Here is a 17993-nt window from a genome sequence, read left to right on the forward strand (position 1 = left end):
GAAGCGACAGCGTTCGCCTTTGCGGAAGGATTCGCACCCTATTGGGTCTTCTCATTCAAAGAATCCGTCCACAACAGCGATCGGAAGATCAATCTGCACGCGGAGCGAGCGTTGCGAGATAGACAGAAGTCCATTTTTCATGCGACAAACAAGGAGGATTACCATGGGCACGTGGATATTGAACGGAAAAATGATCGGAATGGGAGACAACCAAGAGCGGCATCATCTTTTCATTGAAAAAGGCAAGATCGTTTCAATCCTTTCCGCTGCGGATGGAAATCCGAATACAGAACACCATGAAGTACTGAACGTGGAAGGCAAATTGGTAAGCCCCGGTTTTATCGACATGCACGTGCATTTGCGAGAACCGGGCTTCGAGCATAAAGAAACCATCGCTAGCGGCACCCGCTCGGCGGCGCGGGGCGGTTACACCACCATCGCTTGTATGCCCAACACCCGGCCGGTGATCGATACCCCGGAGACGGTGAAACTGGTAATGGATAAAGCGGCAGCGGAAGGCGTTGTACGCGTCCTGCCCTACGGTAGCATTACGAAAAACGAGCTGGGTCGCGAGCTGACCGATTTCCCGGCGCTGAAGGAAGCCGGAGCCGTCGGCTTTACCGATGACGGTGTCGGCGTGCAGAGCGCTCAAATGATGAAAGACGCCATGGCGTGGGCCAAAGAGTTGGACATGCCGGTCATCGCCCACTGCGAGGACAACTCTCTAGTGGAAGGAGCCGCCGTGACGGAAGGAGCATTCGCCCGCAAGCACGGGCTGAAGGGCATCCCCAATGAATCGGAGGCGATTCATGTGGGCCGGGACATTTTGCTGGCGGAAGCGACGGGGGTTCACTACCACGTATGCCACGTCAGCACGGAGCAGTCGGTCCGGCTCATCCGTCAAGCGAAAGCCATCGGCATTCACGTAACGGCCGAGGTTTGCCCTCACCACCTGGTGTTGTCTGACGAAGATATTCCCGGCATGGATGCCAATTGGAAAATGAACCCGCCCTTGCGCACTCCACGGGACGTACAGGCTTGCATCGAAGGGCTGGAGGACGGCACCATCGATATCATCGTCACCGACCATGCGCCGCACAGCGCAGAGGAGAAAGCAAAGGGCATGCTGGCTGCTCCCTTTGGTATCGTCGGGTTTGAGACAGCGTTCCCGCTGCTCTACACGAAGTTCGTCGCCACAGGCATTTGGACCCTCTCTTTCCTGCTGGAAAAGATGACGTCCGCGCCAGCCGATGTCTTCGGACTATCTTGGGGCCGTTTGGCGCCTGGAGCCGATGCGGATTTGACTGTCATCGATCTGGATGAAGAACAGGCCGTAGACCCGGATACCTTCCTCTCTAAAGGCAAGAACACGCCGTTTACCGGATGGAAGCTTAAGGGCTGGCCGGTTATGACGATGGCAGGCGGAAAAGTGGCGTGGAAAAATGAATCTTTCCGGTTTACGAATGAATAAATATACATTATAATTTATAAATATAACAATAGTATGCATAGAGGACGAATAAAGGCTCAAGAGGAGTGTGGAAAACCTGATGCAAGCGAGATTGCTGCTGGAAGACGGTACGCTTTTCACCGGAAAAGCGTTTGGAGCAGAAGGAGAATCGACCGGCGAGGTCGTTTTTAATACGGGAATCACCGGTTATCAAGAGGTACTGTCCGATCCGTCCTATTGCGGGCAAATCGTGACGATGACTTACCCGCTGATCGGTAACTACGGCATCACCCGGGATGACTTCGAGTCCGTGCGCCCTTTCGTGCACGGCTTCGTCGTGCGCGAGCACGAGGAAGTGCCCAGCAACTGGCGAGCGCAATATACGGTGGATAATTTGCTGAAAGAGTACGGCATCGTCGGCATCAGCGGCATCGATACCCGGATGCTCACCCGCATCCTGCGCCACTACGGCACGATGAAGGGCATTTTGACAACCGCTGCCGTATCCGTTGAAGAGTTGAAGGAGCGCTTGGGCGTGACTACTCTTATGACGGACCAAGTTAGCCGCGTTTCCACCAAGAGCGTGTTCAACTGCCCGGGCAGCAAAGAGCGGGTCGTCGTCGTCGACTTCGGTTCCAAGAGCGGCATCGTTCGCGACTTATCCAAACGGGGCTGCGACGTTATCGTCGTGCCGCAAGACACCACAGCCGAGCAAATCCGCAGACTGGCTCCGGACGGCATCATGCTGTCCAACGGCCCTGGGGACCCCAAGGACGTTCCCCATGCGGCGAAGATGATCAGCGAGCTTTTGGGCGAATATCCGATCTTCGGCATCTGCCTCGGTCACCAGCTGCTGGCTCTCGCTTGCGGTGCCGACACGGAGAAGATGAAGTTCGGCCACCGCGGCGGCAACCACCCGGTAAAGGACCTGCGCACCGGCCGCTGCTATATCACTTCCCAAAACCACGGCTACACAGTAAAAGACAACACCATCGCCGGCACCGGTTTGGAAGTGACCCACATCAACAACAACGATCGCACCATCGAAGGCGTCAAGCATACGAAATATCCGGCTTTCTCCGTGCAGTACCATCCAGAAGCCGCTCCGGGTCCATATGACTCCAGCTATCTATTTGACGAGTTCCTGGAGATGATCCGCGAAACGAAAGCAAGCCGCAAGGAAGAACCCCAGCAGGCGAAGCTGTATGCCCGTTTGGGAGCTACCAGCACCCCGAAGAGCGCCATCACTACCAGTGCGGGTGCGCTGAGTAAAGGAGAACCCGTATATGCCCAAAAATAAATCGCTGAAAAAAATTCTCGTTATCGGCTCCGGCCCCATCGTCATCGGCCAAGCGGCTGAGTTTGACTATGCCGGTACCCAAGCCTGCCAAGCGTTGAAGGAAGAAGGCATGGAGGTCGTGTTGATCAACAGCAACCCGGCCACCATCATGACCGATACCAACATGGCAGACAAAGTATACATTGAACCGATCACCTTGGAATTCGTCACCCAAATTATCCGCATGGAAAAACCCGACGGCCTGCTGCCCACTTTGGGCGGCCAAACGGGCTTGAACATGGCCGTTGAGCTGGCGCGCGCCGGAGTTCTTGAAGAAGAAAACGTCAAGCTGCTCGGCACCCAACTCACCGCCATCGAGAAAGCGGAAGACCGGGATCTGTTCCGTGATCTCATGCGTGAACTGGAGCAGCCGGTACCGGATAGCGTCATCGTGACGGAGGTTCATGAGGCCGTTGATTTTGCTAACGAAATCGGCTATCCCATCATCGTCCGTCCTGCATATACCCTTGGTGGAACCGGCGGCGGCATCGCGGCTTCGGAGGAAGAGCTCATCGAGATCGTCAGCTCCGGCTTGCGTTACAGCCCGATCAGCCAATGTCTCGTAGAGAAAAGCATTGCTGGCATGAAGGAAGTCGAATACGAAGTCATGCGGGATGCTAACGACAACTGTATAGTTGTCTGTAACATGGAAAACATCGACCCGGTAGGCGTGCATACAGGAGATAGCATCGTTGTGGCTCCGAGCCAAACCTTATCGGACCGGGAGTACCAAATGCTTCGTTCCGCATCTCTGAAAATCATCCGCGCGCTGAATATCGAAGGCGGCTGCAACGTGCAATTCGCCCTCGACCCGTTCAGCTTCCAATACTATGTCATCGAAGTAAACCCGCGGGTCAGCCGCTCCTCGGCTTTGGCTTCCAAAGCTACAGGCTACCCCATCGCCAAAATGGCGGCGAAAATCGCAATCGGCTACACCTTGGATGAAATCATCAACCCGGTTACGGGTCAAACTTATGCCTGCTTTGAACCGACTTTGGACTATATCGTATCGAAAATTCCCCGCTGGCCTTTCGACAAATTTACCAGCGCAAACCGTAAGCTGGGTACCCAAATGAAGGCCACTGGCGAAGTAATGGCCATCGGCCGTACTTTCGAGGAGTCCATTCATAAAGCCATCCGCTCCCTGGAGATCGGTACTCACCGTCTTTATCTGAAGGATGCAGAAGACATTAGCGCTGAGGAACTGGAGACACGTCTCGCAAAACCGGACGACGAGCGGATCTTTTTGATCGCGGAAGCATACCGCAGAGGCTACACCTTGGAGCAAATCCAGGAAATCACCCGCATCGACTGGTGGTTCTTGAACAAATTCAAGAACTTGGTCGCCTTTGAACAGCAACTGGCCCAAGACGAATGGACGTCGGAACTGCTTCTCACGGCGAAGCGCAAAGGCTTCACCGACCGCTCTATTGCGGAAATTCGCACCTTGGCCGGAGTAAAGGGCAGCTTCACCACGGAGCAGGAGATTCGCAGTTACCGTCTAGAACAGGGAATCAAGCCTGTATACAAAATGGTAGACACTTGCGCCGCGGAATTCGAAGCCACGACGCCTTATTACTACAGCACCTACGAAACAGAAGATGAGGTTCAGCCTACGACGAAAGAAAAAGTCGTCGTGCTGGGCTCTGGTCCGATCCGCATCGGCCAAGGCATCGAGTTTGACTACTCTACTGTTCATGCCGTGTGGGCGATTCAGCAAGCCGGTTATGAAGCGGTTATCATTAACAACAACCCAGAGACGGTTTCCACCGACTTCAATACGTCAGACCGGCTGTACTTTGAGCCGTTGTTCTTCGAGGATGTCATGAACGTCATCGAGCGGGAACAGCCTATCGGCGTCATCGTTCAGTTCGGCGGACAGACCGCCATCAACTTGGCAGGCCGCTTGTCTCAAGCCGGTGTACGGATTTTGGGCAGCGATCTGGAAAGCATCGATACCGCAGAAGACCGCAAGAAATTCGAAGCGCTACTCGGCAAGCTGAATGTTCCCCAGCCTCCCGGCGGAACCGTTACATCGGTGGACCAAGCGGTGGGAACAGCTGCCCAATTCGGCTACCCCGTGCTTGTCCGTCCTTCCTACGTATTGGGCGGCCGTGCTATGGAGATCGTATATTCCGACGAGGAGCTTCTTAGCTACATGGAATATGCGGTGAAAATCAATCCGGAGCATCCGGTACTAATCGACCGCTATATGCTAGGCAAGGAAGTGGAAGTCGACGCCATCTGCGACCAAGAGACGGTGGTTATCCCCGGTATCATGGAGCATATCGAGCGGGCGGGAGTTCACTCCGGCGACTCTATCGCCGTGTATCCGCCGCAAACTCTTTCCGACGAGATCAAGGAAAAGATCGTAAACACGACGGTGAAAATCGCCAAAGCGCTGCGAGTATCCGGCTTGGTGAACATTCAATTCGTCATCTATAAAAATGAAGTATACGTGATCGAAGTCAATCCCCGTTCTTCCCGTACGGTGCCGTTCCTGAGCAAAGTGACCGGTATCCCCATGGCTAACGTGGCAACCCAAGTCATTTTGGGCAAAAAGCTGGCCGATCTCGGTTACACGGAAGGCTTGTGGAGAGAAGATAAATACGTATCCGTCAAAGTGCCGGTATTCTCCTTCGCCAAGCTGCGCCGAGTGGACACCACTCTCGGGCCGGAAATGAAATCCACTGGTGAAGTCATGGGACGGGACCGCAACTACGCCAAGGCGCTTTATAAAGGCCTAGTCGGCTCCGGCATGAAGATTCCGCCTACCGGCTCCATCATCGCCACCGTCGCCGATAAGGATAAAGAGGAAGCAGCCGAAATTCTCCGGGGCTTCGACGAATTGGGCTACAAGATCGTCGCCACCGGTGGCACGGCTCAGGCACTGCAGGAAGCGGGTCTCCGGGTCAATGTGGTGAAGAAACTGAGCGAAGGCTCTCCCAACATCGTAGATCTTATCCGCAACGGTGAAGCGCACTTTGTCATCAACACCCTGACCAAAGGCAAAGAGCCGGAGCGGGACGGTTTCCGTATCCGCCGGGAAGCGGTCGAAAACGGGATCGTCTGTATGACCTCTCTGGATACGGTCAAGGCACTGCTGCTTGTTTTGCAAACCATCAACTTTACTTCCGGAGCCATGCCTGCACACACAGAAACAGGCGCTGTCAAGTAAAGTAAAATAGAACCAAACCGGGCGTCCGGCGGATTTTCCGCCGGATTTGCCGCGAAAAGAAAGGGAGATTTTACGGTGGCAAGCGGAATGGAGAAAGCCGAGCAAGTCATAATCGCCCTCGATTATCCCACTGCGGATGGAGCGCGGAAGCTGTTGAAATCTTTGCAAGGAATACCTTGCTATATGAAAGTGGGCATGCAGCTTTTTTACTCGGAAGGTCCGGCTTTTGTCCGCGAACTCAAGGAACAGGGCTATAAAGTTTTTCTGGATCTGAAGATGAAGGATATCCCCAATACAGTTATGGGCGGTGCTGAAAGCATCACACGCCTTGGCGTCGATATGTTCAACGTCCATGCCTCCGGGGGCAAACAAATGATGGAAGCGGCCAAGGAAGGGATGGAGAAGGCACTGTCCCAAACCTCATCTAAAGACCGTCCGATTCTGATCGCCGTCACCCAATTGACCAGCATCAGCCAAACCGTCATGAACGAGGAGATCGGCATCCCTGGTTCAGTGGAAGATACGGTCGTTCGCTATGCCGTATTGGCCAAGGATGCAGGTTTGGACGGCGTCGTCGCTTCTCCCCATGAAGTGGGGCCGATCAAGCAGGCGGCCGGAACCGGCTTCTATACGGTTACACCGGGAATCCGCCCCGCGGGCTCCGATACTGGCGACCAATCCCGGATCATGACACCGAAACAAGCACTCGACCAGGGCACGGATTACTTGGTGATCGGTCGGCCGGTGACGGCAGCCGCCGATTCCCGACATGCGCTGGAAGCCATATTGAAGGAGATGATTTGATCATGTCGATGTTGAATTTGCCGGAAACCATTGCATCCTCTTTGTTGGAAATCGGAGCTGTATCTTTGCGGCCAGATGAACCTTTTACTTGGACATCGGGTTTGAAATCGCCGATTTATTGCGATAACCGCCTGACTATGTCCTACCCCGCTATCCGCCAGCTCATTGCCGAAGGCTTCGCCCAACTTATCCGCGAGCAATATCCGGATACGGAGGTTATCGCGGGAACGGCCACGGCAGGCATTCCCCACGCCGCCTGGGTGGCAGACAAGCTAAACCTACCGATGATCTACATCCGTGACAAGGCGAAGGGTCATGGCAAGCAAAACCAAATCGAAGGCGTGCTGCGGGAAGGGCAGAAGGTTGTCGTTATCGAAGACCTGATTTCCACCGGCGGCAGCTCCCTGAAAGCCGCTTTGGCCGTGAGGGAAGCGGGCGGTGATGTACAGGCAGTGCTAGCCATTTTCAGTTACCAGTTCCCGCAAGCTGCGCAGGTTTTTGCCGACAGCGGCATCCCCCTTGCGACGCTGACTAATTACAGCACCTTGGTGGAGCATGCAGCCAAAGAAGGAATTGTCCGTGAAACGGACATCGCCAAGCTTCAGGCATGGCGGGAAAATCCGCAAGAATATGGCACAATCAAATAACAGCAGAATGGAAGATCGGCAGAAGATTTTGCCGGTCTTTTTTGTATACTCTTGGGGAAATGTCGCATATGGTACGATACCCCCTTTTTCCTGATATCGATTTTTAATTTTGGGTAAGGGATGAGACATCTGCAGGCTGATTTGTGATTTGCATCGGCATAGCTTGTACAACCGTTCATTCGATTGATGGAGGGAGAGAGAAAGATGGAGAGAGTACACAGTCAAGTTGTTCAGGATGCCGTTATGCGCAAGCTGGAGGAAAGAGGGGTTAAGCTGCAAGCAGTGGCGGATATCGTCTATGAGATGCAGCGGCATTATTATCCCCATCTCCAGATGGATACCTGCCTGCAAAGCGTCATCGCCGTTTTGGAAAAGCGTGAGCTGCAGCATGCGATTCTTGTCGGCATAGAGTTGGATGTCCTTTGTGAGAAACAATTGCTCTCTGAACCGTTGCAGACTATCATAGCTCAGGATGAGGGACTGTTTGGCTGTGATGAGACGCTTGCTCTTGGTTCGGTTTTCGGATACGGCAGCATTGCCGTTACTACCTTCGGCCATCTCGACAAACAAAAAGTCGGCATCATCCGGCAATTGGATACGAAAGCCGGCGGTAAGGTGCATACGTTTCTTGATGATCTCGTCTGCAGTATCGCTGCGTCGGCCTCAAGCCGCATTGCCCATAAGCTGCGGGATCAGGAGGAGGCGGAGGCTGCCGTGAGAGGGCTGCATCTCGCAGATCTTCCTGGTGAAGCGAATGATACTTCGGCCTCTGGTGTTGACGAGGTGATTCCTATGCAGGTTGCAGATGGTACAGAAACGGCGGCAAGCTGATATTGCTTTTCCAAACTGATGATATTAAAGTTAGCTTCAAACCTCCTGTGAACAGGGGGCTTTTTTTGCTTTTATATAGGAATCCACGCATAAAAACCAAGAAAAACGGGATAAGCTAGTGCTGATCTACTGTTAGGACCTAACCGATGGAACATCCCGGAGGGAACGAAAATGAATTGGGTGTATTGGGTAAAATTATATGAGAGCAAGTTTCAAGCTGGCTGTATGGCAAGGCGGCTCGAGGAAGATTGGTGGATCTACGGCTTCGAATGCCCCCGCACCGTGGAAGTGTTCCGTTCCCGCAGAGGGCGGTTCGGGATTCGCTATATTTTATAAAAAGGGAGAGTTCCCTGCCAAACCTGCAAACACGCGGATGCGGCGTCTTGACATCCTTCTCGTCCCCAGTGTATACTATCCTTCGTGGCTGTAAAAAAGCCGCATATCGACTACTGACGCGGGGTGGAGCAGCCCGGTAGCTCGTCGGGCTCATAACCCGAAGGCCGCAGGTTCAAATCCTGCCCCCGCAATTTTTCTTTACCCTTATAGATAAGGGCCCTTAGCTCAGTTGGTTAGAGCGGTCGGCTCATAACCGATTGGTCGGGGGTTCGAGTCCCTCAGGGCCCACCATTTTCAAAACCTTGTCTATCAAGGCTTTTTTTGTTTTTATAGAGTATTTTTGCTCATGAATTGAACCTTTTGGACCCTTTAGACTCCGCCGTCGGCGGGGTTTTTTACCATTTTTATACATTGTGATTGGAACCGATGCAAAATCGTGTAATAATAAAAGAAATGAAGGGACAGGGAGGAATGAAAGTTGCTCAGTCATTACCGCTTAGACGGCAAAAGCAAGGTGTCGCTGCAATCCTTCGATCCGGAGGACAAGCATAAGTTTTCGGATCGCGAGGAAATTGCCGATGAGTTTGAAAAGCTGAAGGAAGAGCTGCAAGAGGAGCAGGAAAAGCTGTTTGCCAGCAAGACCAACGGTGTATTGATTCTTTTCCAAGGGATGGACTGCAGCGGCAAGGACGGGGTCATCAAAAAGGTACTCTCCGAGCTGAACCCCCAAGGCTTCCGCGCCGAAAGCTTCAAGACGCCGACTACCGAGGAAGCCGCACACGATTTTCTGTGGCGCACCCACAAGGTCGTGCCGTCAAAAGGCTTTATCACCGCGTTCAACCGTTCCTATTATGAGGATGTTCTTATTACCCGGGTACATAAGCTGGTGGATGAGAAGGAAGTGGAGCAGCGGTTCAAGCATATTGAGCGTTTCGAAAAATTGCTCACGGACAGCGGCATCTCCATCGTGAAAATCTTTTTGCATATTTCGCCGGAGTTTCAATTGAAAAAGATCCAGGAGCGCATGGTTAATCCGGAAAAACTATGGAAGTTCGATCATAGTGATCTGGAGGAACGCCGCTATTGGAACGATTATCAAGAAGCTTACAACGACGTATTCACCAAAACCTCGACCAAACGCAATCCTTGGTACATCGTCCCCGCCAATCATCGCTGGTTCCGTGATTATCTCGTGCTGCGGATTATCGTATCGGCTTTCAAAGAGTTGAATCTCGCTTATCCGTCCGTGGATTTGAGCAAGTATAACTCGGTGCTGAACGATGATCCCTATGTGGCGGTTGCAGCGGCAGCTGCGGAGAATAAGGAGAAAAAACCGATTGGAAATAAAAATAAGAACTGAATCCGATATACCATGTACTGGCGCCGAACCCTTATGGGGTAGCGGCGCTTTTTTGTTCCTAACCTTGAGTGAGCTCATGAGATGATTCTTTGGTGCGGCGGCGATTCGGATCAAATTCCGCTTGCAGAACCTCCTCGATTTCCTCTATAGAGAGGATGAAGCTGCGGATCATCTCCAACTGCTCTTTTGGATATTTCATGCGGAGGGAGGGCAGATAGACTCCGATTTCATTTGGCCGCCCGGGGATGGTTGTTAAATCGTCAAGTCCCACCCGTATGCCCGGTTCCTCGTCAAGTTCATCCCAAGTTAGCGTCTGGAAGGGGGAAATCAGGGGAAGGCGTAGGTATGTCTCCGACCAGATCGGCTCATCCGGATGAAAAGTGGCTTTTATGTAAAAAGCAGTTTGGCTCTCCGTTGCGAAATCGCAAAAAACGCGGATGTCCGGCAATCCCTTCGGCTCCCTTAGTTGGGTAAGTTGATCTTGCAGCCTGTACGTCTCTTGTGCATAGCTTTCCTCTGCCGAGATTCCTTTGTACGGCTCCTTTAGGCTGTTCATGAACTCCTGATCCAAAACTCCTTGCAAAATCCGCCGTTGAATCTGCCGAAGCCTTTTTTCCGCCAAAGTGTAGGTAACATGGAATTCGGATACGAGAAACTCAACGATGCTATGCTCCTGGGCGGGCATGTTCAGAGTTTTTAGCAGATAAAAAGGAACCGCAGCATACAGTTGGAAAGTCGCCGCGTTTTGCTCCTGCCATTCCATAAGTGGCTCCGGCAAATGGAATTGGTTCCCTGCATGGCGAAGCACATGGCATAGCTCGTGAAGAAAATCCTCCCATTGCTCTGAAGGCGTAAGTCGTTTATCGATGTTTACGCTGAAAAGTCCTCCCCGGTCAATATGGCAGCTCTGCATTTCCTGATAGTACACCCAAATATCCATCCGTTCCGCGATATAATCAATATTCAGTTGTGCGGTCGATGAAATATCGAGATTTTGAAAAAAAGCTTCAATCCACATCTCAAAGGGCGTCGGTTTATAAAGGGCTAGCATGGCTCCACCTCGCAAGGGAATGTATGTTCGTATTTTTGTGGAAAAGAAAAGCCCAAAGGGCTTGAGAGACGTTGCGAAAGGCTTGTCCGGTTATTTTTGCTGTCTGTCCGCGGGTTGTCGGGTTCGTTCCCGTTCAAGGATAAATTCCAGAAAACGGCGGGTTTCTTCACGAATCTCCGGTGAAGCATTCTTCAAATCACGGAACATGAGGGAAAGCTCTGGGTCGTCTACTAATGAGACAGCGTCAGCATCAGATTGGTTACGCCCAAGCAAATGATCGGTAGTAACTTCCAAAATATTCGCCAACTGGACAAGGGTTTCGTGGGGCGGAGTGCTGTGGCCGTTTTCATAGTTGCTGATCGTGCCTTTGGTTGTGCTCACTTTGCGGGCCAGTTCCTCTTGCGTTAGCTTTTTCTCTTTTCGCAATTTGATCAATCGTTCAGGACGAAACAAACGGAGCGCTCCTTTCCCTTTGAAACTATCACATTTATTATAGTACAAACTGAAATGATATACAAGAATCTTATATTTTTGTGTTGACTTACAAGATGCTTATACCTATAATTGGGTTGCAGCAACAAATGGACAATGTTGGTAGTTGAGTCGTACGATCTTCACCCATAAGTACAAGATTGTCATACCAAGATCAGCATAAAGAAGCGGAGGGATCGGGATGCCAGCGGATATGACGGCCAGCGCATTTGCGGCTATGCACGGTTTGGAAATGGATCGCAAGATTACGCGAAAGCGGGTTGAGGAAGCGCTGGAGACAGTGCGGATATATCGGCAAATCGGTTTTAAGCGACGGGAGATGCGGACGACTTCAAGCTACGAGCCTCGGTTTCATGGGGCAACCAATACCGTTACGAAAGCGGCGGAGAACATTGCCGTATGGAATGTGGATATGGAGGAGGAACTGCGTAAAACCTCCGAACAGGTGGAAGAAGCCGTAACCCGCCTGTGGAAAAAAGAGCGGGAGATCATCGAGAAGCGGTACTTGAGCGAGGAAACGACTCCGGATTTTCTCCTTTGCCACGATTTGAACTTGAGCGAGCGAACCTATCGCCGGGTAAAAGGAGACGCTATTTGCAAGCTGGGAATCATGCTGGAAGTGGCAGTATATGTGAGAAAATGATTAGTACAAATAGTATGGCCGCCGAGCAAAACGGCGGTTTTTTTGTTCAACAGGCGGCTTCTTCCGCTGACCGAACCTGCACCGAATCCGGGCCGAAAGCTGGCCGTTTATCGGCAGATTCATGGCACTCCATTTTGCGAAGGGCGTGGTATATTGATAACGTGGACGATTTGGGAAACGGCACACAAGCCGGTGGAACCGATCGGACTGCAATCGAATAGGTAAACGGAGAGAGTCGCGCTGGCGGCTCTTTTTTCGTTGGGGAAAAGGATGCTCCACTATTGGCCATGGGGCGGGGGCCGGGGCAAAAGTTAAGGGGGGAGAAAACTATGATTGTTATGGCAGTGAAGCATAGTTAATTTCAGTACTTCTTCCAGAGAATAGATTTCCGTGTCTTAAGGCTCCTGAATTGAAAAACGGCAGAAACTGCTAGTGGAGCATGAAGTCGGTTACCGGCCAAAGAAGGTGAGTGAATGACTGACAACGTAATTTTAGAGTCGATTCGATTATTTTGTGAATTGTATGTCAGCCCCAAAATCAAGCTGAGGGCTCCCACTGACGATAATGCCCAATATCAGCTTAGGAACCCCAACGTCTTGATTGGATGGCTGCCGCCGAATCAAATGGAAAACTTACCTTTAAAACTTCCAGATGGCTTAAAACAAGCTATACCGGCCATGGTGATCGGCATGGATGAAGGGGAAGATACCGGGAGCGATGCGGGTATTACCATCCGAATTTCCTTCATTGTGCATGATTCCGGTTTAAATCCAACACTGGATGAGCTCGCTCCGAATTATGAAGGGTATAGGGACCTGTTGAATTTTATATTTGCCTGCCGACAGGAACTATCCAGTACCTATTTGGTCGCCGGTGGAGAAACAGCGGCGCAAAAGCCCTTCCGATGGGGTGTCTATCAACAGCAACCTATTGGGTATTGGGTTGGTTGGTTGACCTTCCGAGCTACGGCGGTTGTGCTTCCTTATTTGCAGAAACATGAACAACTAAATTTTGATTGGAGTGAATAAATTTGGCATACAAACATGGAATATACGGCATTCAGGTTCCGACGGCGGATACCTTGCCGCCTTCTGGCGTAGGTACGGTTCCGGTCTATATTGGTACCGCACCTGTTCATCAACTGACAGACCCGTCTTCTGCCGTCAACGTTCCGATTTTGATCAACAGTTACGAGGACGGAGTTGCAAAGATTGGCTATTCCGATGACTGGGATACCTTCACTCTTTGTGAAGCGGTTTTTGCTCATTTCAAGAACAAGATCCAGCCGATCGGTCCGATCATCGTGATCAATATCATGGATCCGACACACCATTCCAAAGAAGCAACGGCATCCGTTCAAGCGGTTAATGGTGTAGGATATTTGACTGATCCCATTGTCCTGGAAACCATCGAGATTGACGGGAAGATCAACGGGACCGACTATACAGCTGAATATGGAGCTGATGGCCGAGTAAAATTGACGGGGACTACACTAATGTCTCTGACTTCGGTCAAATACAAGAAGATGGACGTTTCGACTGTTAAAATCTTGGATGTGGTCGGAAGCAACAGTTCCGGCGCAAGAACGGGCATTGAGGTTGTGGATTTGATTTATCAAACTTTAAATTTAATCCCGACAATTCTAGCAGCTCCGGGCTGGTCGCACATCAAAGAAGTGAAAGAAGCGCCAGTCACCAAATCCGACGATATAAACGGTCATTGGGATGCGGTCGTGTTGGCCGACATCGATGCGAACACACTTCATGATGCAATTTCATGGAAGTCAACGAATGAATACACCGATATTCAATTGAAAGTCGGTTGGCCGAAAGTAATCCATGCAGGACGCACTTTCTGGGCATCAACGCGGATGGCAGTCCGGATGCAGCAAACCGACTTTGATGGCGATAATGTCCCTTATGTTTCTCCGTCAAATAAACAAATTGATATTACGGGAACCGTCTTGAAAAATGGCACCTCCGTATCGTTTGATGAGATTCAAGCAAACGAACTTAACGCTCATGGGATCACGACATTTATTTTCCGCGGCGGTATCTGGGTGTTGTGGGGTCCGCATAACGCTAACTATGAGGATAGCGTGGAAGTTGACCCGAAAAATGTGTTCGATGCCTCCATCCGGATGATGCGATACCTAACCAATACATTCCAAAAGCGGTATATGCACCTGATTGATGGACCGCTCACGCATATCTTGGTGGACACAATTCTAAATGATGCCGGAACTTGGTTGAATAGCCTGATAGCCGACGGCAAATTGCTTGCCGGAACGATTCGCTTTAATGAATCTAGTAATCCGACCAGTTCCATGATTACAGGGGATTTCCTCTTTGACATTCAGACGACAACAACACCGGTCGCCAAGTCACTCACTTTTAAAGTACAGTACACAACAAGCGGTTTAAATGCTCTTTTTGGAGGCGAAAGCTAATGCCAAAGATTACAAATAAAACAATTAACTATAAACTGAAAGCTACAAACCAGGCAGACAAGCTTATTTTGATTGATGATGCTTCCGATTTACAACTCCCCAGTATTGAAAAGGTAACCGATACGTTGAAAGGTTCAGGTATCATGGGTGAAGTGGATCTGCCCATTTTTGGACAAGTCGGGAGCATGACTTTCACCGTAAACAATCGGGCGGACAATCCACAGTATGCGATCCTATCGCGTCCGGGTGAGATCAAGTTTGAGGTTGTTTGGGCCGTGGATATTTTCGATTCTACACAAACCAAAATCGGCATTCAGCAGCATAAAGTTTTTATGTCAGGTGCTAATAAAAAGTATGATATGGGCAAAATTGAGGTTGGTGCCGGAACGGACGGGTCAAGTGAATTTGAAATTTATTACCTCCGCAAGATTGTGGACGGGAAAGAAATTCTGTTAATCGATAAGTTTAACTACAAATATGTCGTCAATGGCGAAGATTACCAAGCAGCATTACGGACAGCCCTCCAATGAGGGCTGTTTCTTAATTTGATAGGGGGATTTATACATGGCAAGTTTGGTACTGAACAAACCTATTTTAATCAATGGCGAGGAAGTCAGAGAACTGAATTGCAACTTGGAGGATATGACTGCGCGCGACAAGGCTGAAGCGACAAAAGCATTCAAAAAAGCCGGCAATATGATCATGGTGCAAGAATTGGACGCTGATTATCACCTTTATCTATTTGCGGCTGCTGTTCATAAGGAAAACTCGTCGATTGAAGTAGATGATGTTCTTCGTATGAGCGCCAAGGATTCTGTTAAGGCGGAGGCGTTGGTACGTGATTTTTTCTTCTTGAGTTCGGGGGAATAATCACTGAGGAATATATTGATACGTGCATTACGCAAATTGTTTATCATCATTTCGGTACACGCACCGAATGCCTGAACATGAGTCTGGTCGAGCTGATCAGGTTCTTCGAGTCCTTAGCATGCGAAGCGGAGCGCCAGCGGAAGGAGATGGAGCGAAATAATGGCAAGTAAGAGCGATCTGGAGATGCTAGTCGTCCTTTCAGGGCGAGTTGACCCATCTCTTGTAAAGTCAATCGCCAGTGCAATTACTGGCGTAGATAATTTAAACAAGAAATCAAGCTTGGTTGGAAATGTGGCTAAAAGCTCATTCAATGCACTTAAGTCAGCCGTCACCGCTGGTGCCTCCAGTGCGATCAATGCTCTTGGGAAGTTTGCATTGAATGGTCTTGATCTTGCATCCGATCTGGAGGAAGTCCAAAAGGTGATAGACGCCACTTTTGGTGATGGTGCAAAACAGATTGATATTTGGTCAAAGACTGCCATTAAAGGATATGGAATATCCGAACTGTCGGTTAAACAATTTGCCGGATCATTCGGAGTTCTAATGAAAAGTGCCGGTGTGTCGGGTAAGAACCTAGTTACGATGTCCGAAAATGTTGCGGCTTTGTCCGGTGATTTTGCATCGTTTTACAATCTTAAGCCGGAGGAAGCCTTTGAAAAGATCAAAGCAGGGATCTCCGGAGAAATTGGACCGCTGAATGCCCTCGGAATTAACATGAGTGAAGCTAATTTGGAACATTATGCTATGTCCAAGGGCATCAAAACAGCATATGGCAAGATGGATGAGGCTAACAAGACCATTCTTCGATATAATTATTTGCTTGATAAGAGCAAGGTTGCACAAGGGGATTTCGCACGGAATCAAGACTCCTGTGCAAACCAACAACGCCTTTTCAAAGAGAGTTTCAAACAATTGTCCGGGACCATCATGAGTGCCGCATTGCCCGCATTTACATCGTTGTTTAAAAAAGGTAACGAATTAATTTCCACTTTTTTGAATAGCCCTGAAAAAGTTGCACGAGTGCAGCAAGCTATCCAGGGAGTCGGAGAGAAAATTATTGCGTATATCCCGGTAGCAGTGGACATGTTGCAGAAGTTCGGTGCGTTTATCAGCGATGTTGCTATGAAAGCGGCAGATCTCTATCATTTTATTTCGGATAATTGGTCGTTCATAGCTCCAATCATTATTGGCATAGTTGGAGCAATGGCGCTGTGGAAGATTGGTTCGGGAATAAAGGCTGGTATTGATGGAATAACACTGGCTTATAATGCGTTGAAAGCTGTAAAAGTTAAGGATCGATTGGAAACTTTATATTTGCAAGCCTTATATTTGAAGGATGCCATATTGAAAGGCACAAGCACTGTCGCAACCTGGGCGATGACAGCAGCAACGGTTGCTTGGAACATCGCGGCAGGGATAGGTGCGGTAGTTACGACAGCTTTTGGTGTTGCTGTAGCCTTCTTGACTTCGCCAATTGGGCTTGTCATTTTAGCGATTGTAGCTCTCATCGGAATCGTTATTTTGTTATGGAAGAATTGGGACAAAGTATCTGCATGGATCGTCGGACTGTGGAAAAACAACATTCTACCTTTTTTCCAAGCGATAGGAGGATGGTTCAGTGGCTTATGGACCGGCATGGTCAACGGATTGAAAAATGCATGGAGTAGTGTAACAGCTTGGTTCACAAATTTATGGAACAATGGCATTCTCCCATTGTTCCAAACAGTTGTAGGATGGTTCAGTGGCATATGGACAGGGATGGTGAGTGGATTTCAAGCTGCATGGAGCAGCATACTGCCATGGATCCAGGTGATTGGAGGATGGTTCAGCGGTTTATGGACAGGAATTGTCGGTGGATTTCAAAGCGCATGGAGTGGTGTGCAAACAACATTCCAAAATGTCATTACCCTGTTTAAAGGATTCCTGAACATGTGCATTCAACCCTTTAACTCGTTAATCGCAGGGATTAATAGCATGAGTTTTACAGTACCGAATTGGGTGCCTTTTATCGGGGGAAAAGGTTTTTCGCTAAACATTCCGTTGATTCCTACTTTCGCGAATGGAGGCTTTGCGAACCAGCCATCCATATTTGGCGAAGCAGGTCCCGAAGCGGCGATTCCGCTGAAACGCACTCCTCGCAGTTTGAGCTTATTGAATCAAACGGCACGGGTCATTGGCGCCGATGGAGCCGGTAGTAAACCGACCTTTGTTTTCAGCCCGGTCATCAGTGGAGTTGACACTGGAAAGGCGTTACCGGCATTAAAGAGCGCGGCTGATGACTTTTTCACTCAAGCAGATGCTTGGTGGGAGTCGAAGAGGAGGGAAAGCTTTGCCTAATGCATATCATTATACGGCTTTGGCGGGCGATACTTTTGACAGTATCGCCCTTGATTTTTACGACAAAGAGCAAAAATCGTCTGTGATTATTCAAGCCAATCTCCAATACCGGAAGGTTATCACTTTTATTGGAGGAGAGGTTTTGCAAATCCCGATTCTCGAAACGGAGGCAGCGACTACGTTGCCACCTTGGAAGCAGGCGTAAC

General features: G+C 50.0%; 18 protein-coding genes and 2 tRNA genes. 18 read left to right on the forward strand and 2 right to left on the reverse strand.

Features of this window, described 5'->3' with window-relative positions; genetic code table 11:
* Positions 1–163 precede the first annotated feature (163 nt).
* The 10 genes from TJ79_RS01255 to TJ79_RS01295 all read left to right on the forward strand — a co-directional run bounded on the left by TJ79_RS01255 (position 164) and on the right by TJ79_RS01295 (position 9945).
* A complete protein-coding gene (locus TJ79_RS01255) occupies positions 164–1471 on the forward strand; it encodes a dihydroorotase (protein ID WP_040948467.1) in 1308 nt (435 codons plus the stop codon).
* 79 nt (positions 1472–1550) lie between these two features.
* Positions 1551–2750 carry a carbamoyl phosphate synthase small subunit gene (locus TJ79_RS01260; RefSeq protein WP_040948468.1) on the forward strand — a complete coding sequence of 400 codons (1200 nt, stop codon included), beginning with the start codon at positions 1551–1553 and terminating at the stop codon, positions 2748–2750.
* Positions 2737–5967 carry a carbamoyl-phosphate synthase large subunit gene (gene carB / locus TJ79_RS01265; RefSeq protein ID WP_040948469.1) on the forward strand — a complete coding sequence of 1077 codons (3231 nt, stop codon included), beginning with the start codon at positions 2737–2739 and terminating at the stop codon, positions 5965–5967. Before TJ79_RS01260 ends, carB begins: the two co-directional genes overlap by 14 nt.
* A gap of 87 nt (positions 5968–6054) precedes the next feature.
* The gene (gene pyrF / locus TJ79_RS01270; protein WP_040948535.1) at positions 6055–6771 is read left to right on the forward strand and encodes an orotidine-5'-phosphate decarboxylase; all 717 of its coding nucleotides are present in this window, start codon (positions 6055–6057) and stop codon (positions 6769–6771) included.
* Positions 6771–7418, forward strand: coding sequence for an orotate phosphoribosyltransferase (gene pyrE / locus TJ79_RS01275; protein ID WP_040948536.1), 648 nt, complete (start codon positions 6771–6773; stop codon positions 7416–7418). The genes pyrF and pyrE overlap by 1 nt, the downstream gene beginning before the upstream one ends.
* 204 nt (positions 7419–7622) lie before the next feature.
* Positions 7623–8249, forward strand: a complete 627-nt coding sequence (locus TJ79_RS01280; RefSeq protein WP_081756637.1) for a phosphatidylglycerophosphatase A family protein — start codon at positions 7623–7625, stop codon at positions 8247–8249.
* A gap of 171 nt (positions 8250–8420) precedes the next feature.
* Positions 8421–8585, forward strand: coding sequence for a hypothetical protein (locus TJ79_RS27665; protein WP_202903259.1), 165 nt, complete (start codon positions 8421–8423; stop codon positions 8583–8585).
* A gap of 117 nt (positions 8586–8702) precedes the next feature.
* A tRNA-Met gene (locus TJ79_RS01285) sits at positions 8703–8776 on the forward strand.
* A gap of 23 nt (positions 8777–8799) precedes the next feature.
* Positions 8800–8876, forward strand: a tRNA-Ile gene (locus TJ79_RS01290).
* 187 nt (positions 8877–9063) lie between these two features.
* On the forward strand, positions 9064–9945 hold the full coding sequence (locus TJ79_RS01295; protein WP_081756638.1) for a PPK2 family polyphosphate kinase: 882 nt from the start codon (positions 9064–9066) through the stop codon (positions 9943–9945).
* Between the two features lie 58 nt (positions 9946–10003).
* On the opposite strand, the gene TJ79_RS25590 is transcribed toward TJ79_RS01295, so the two are convergent.
* Complete coding sequence (locus tag TJ79_RS25590) at positions 10004–10996, reverse strand: ImmA/IrrE family metallo-endopeptidase (RefSeq protein ID WP_052339157.1); 993 nt, start codon at positions 10994–10996, stop codon at positions 10004–10006.
* A gap of 90 nt (positions 10997–11086) precedes the next feature.
* The gene (locus TJ79_RS01305; protein WP_040948470.1) at positions 11087–11449 is read right to left on the reverse strand and encodes a helix-turn-helix domain-containing protein; all 363 of its coding nucleotides are present in this window, start codon (positions 11447–11449) and stop codon (positions 11087–11089) included.
* A gap of 220 nt (positions 11450–11669) precedes the next feature.
* On the opposite strand from TJ79_RS01305, the gene TJ79_RS01310 reads away from it, so the two are divergent.
* The 8 genes from TJ79_RS01310 (at position 11670) to TJ79_RS01345 (ending at position 17992) form a co-directional block, all read left to right on the forward strand.
* Positions 11670–12131, forward strand: a complete 462-nt coding sequence (locus TJ79_RS01310) for an ArpU family phage packaging/lysis transcriptional regulator (protein ID WP_238322711.1) — start codon at positions 11670–11672, stop codon at positions 12129–12131.
* Positions 12128–12352 (forward strand): hypothetical protein, encoded by a 225-nt coding sequence (locus tag TJ79_RS01315; protein WP_162162898.1) that lies wholly within the window; start codon positions 12128–12130, stop codon positions 12350–12352. Before TJ79_RS01310 ends, TJ79_RS01315 begins: the two co-directional genes overlap by 4 nt.
* Before the next feature lie 252 nt (positions 12353–12604).
* Entirely contained in the window at positions 12605–13159 is a 555-nt protein-coding gene (locus TJ79_RS01320) for a hypothetical protein (protein WP_040948472.1), read from the forward strand.
* A gap of 2 nt (positions 13160–13161) precedes the next feature.
* On the forward strand, positions 13162–14580 hold the full coding sequence (locus TJ79_RS01325; RefSeq protein ID WP_040948473.1) for a phage tail sheath family protein: 1419 nt from the start codon (positions 13162–13164) through the stop codon (positions 14578–14580).
* On the forward strand, positions 14580–15110 hold the full coding sequence (locus TJ79_RS01330; protein ID WP_040948474.1) for a phage major tail tube protein: 531 nt from the start codon (positions 14580–14582) through the stop codon (positions 15108–15110). Before TJ79_RS01325 ends, TJ79_RS01330 begins: the two co-directional genes overlap by 1 nt.
* Positions 15111–15144: 34 nt before the next feature.
* Positions 15145–15450 (forward strand): phage tail assembly protein, encoded by a 306-nt coding sequence (locus TJ79_RS01335; RefSeq protein WP_040948475.1) that lies wholly within the window; start codon positions 15145–15147, stop codon positions 15448–15450.
* A gap of 159 nt (positions 15451–15609) precedes the next feature.
* Entirely contained in the window at positions 15610–17787 is a 2178-nt protein-coding gene (locus tag TJ79_RS01340; protein ID WP_040948476.1) for a phage tail family protein, read from the forward strand.
* Positions 17780–17992, forward strand: coding sequence for a hypothetical protein (locus tag TJ79_RS01345; RefSeq protein WP_040948477.1), 213 nt, complete (start codon positions 17780–17782; stop codon positions 17990–17992). Before TJ79_RS01340 ends, TJ79_RS01345 begins: the two co-directional genes overlap by 8 nt.
* Position 17993 lies beyond the last annotated feature (1 nt).

Origin of the sequence: Gorillibacterium massiliense (assembly GCF_000455485.1) — a bacterium.
Lineage (GTDB): Bacteria > Bacillota > Bacilli > Paenibacillales > NBRC-103111 > Gorillibacterium > Gorillibacterium massiliense.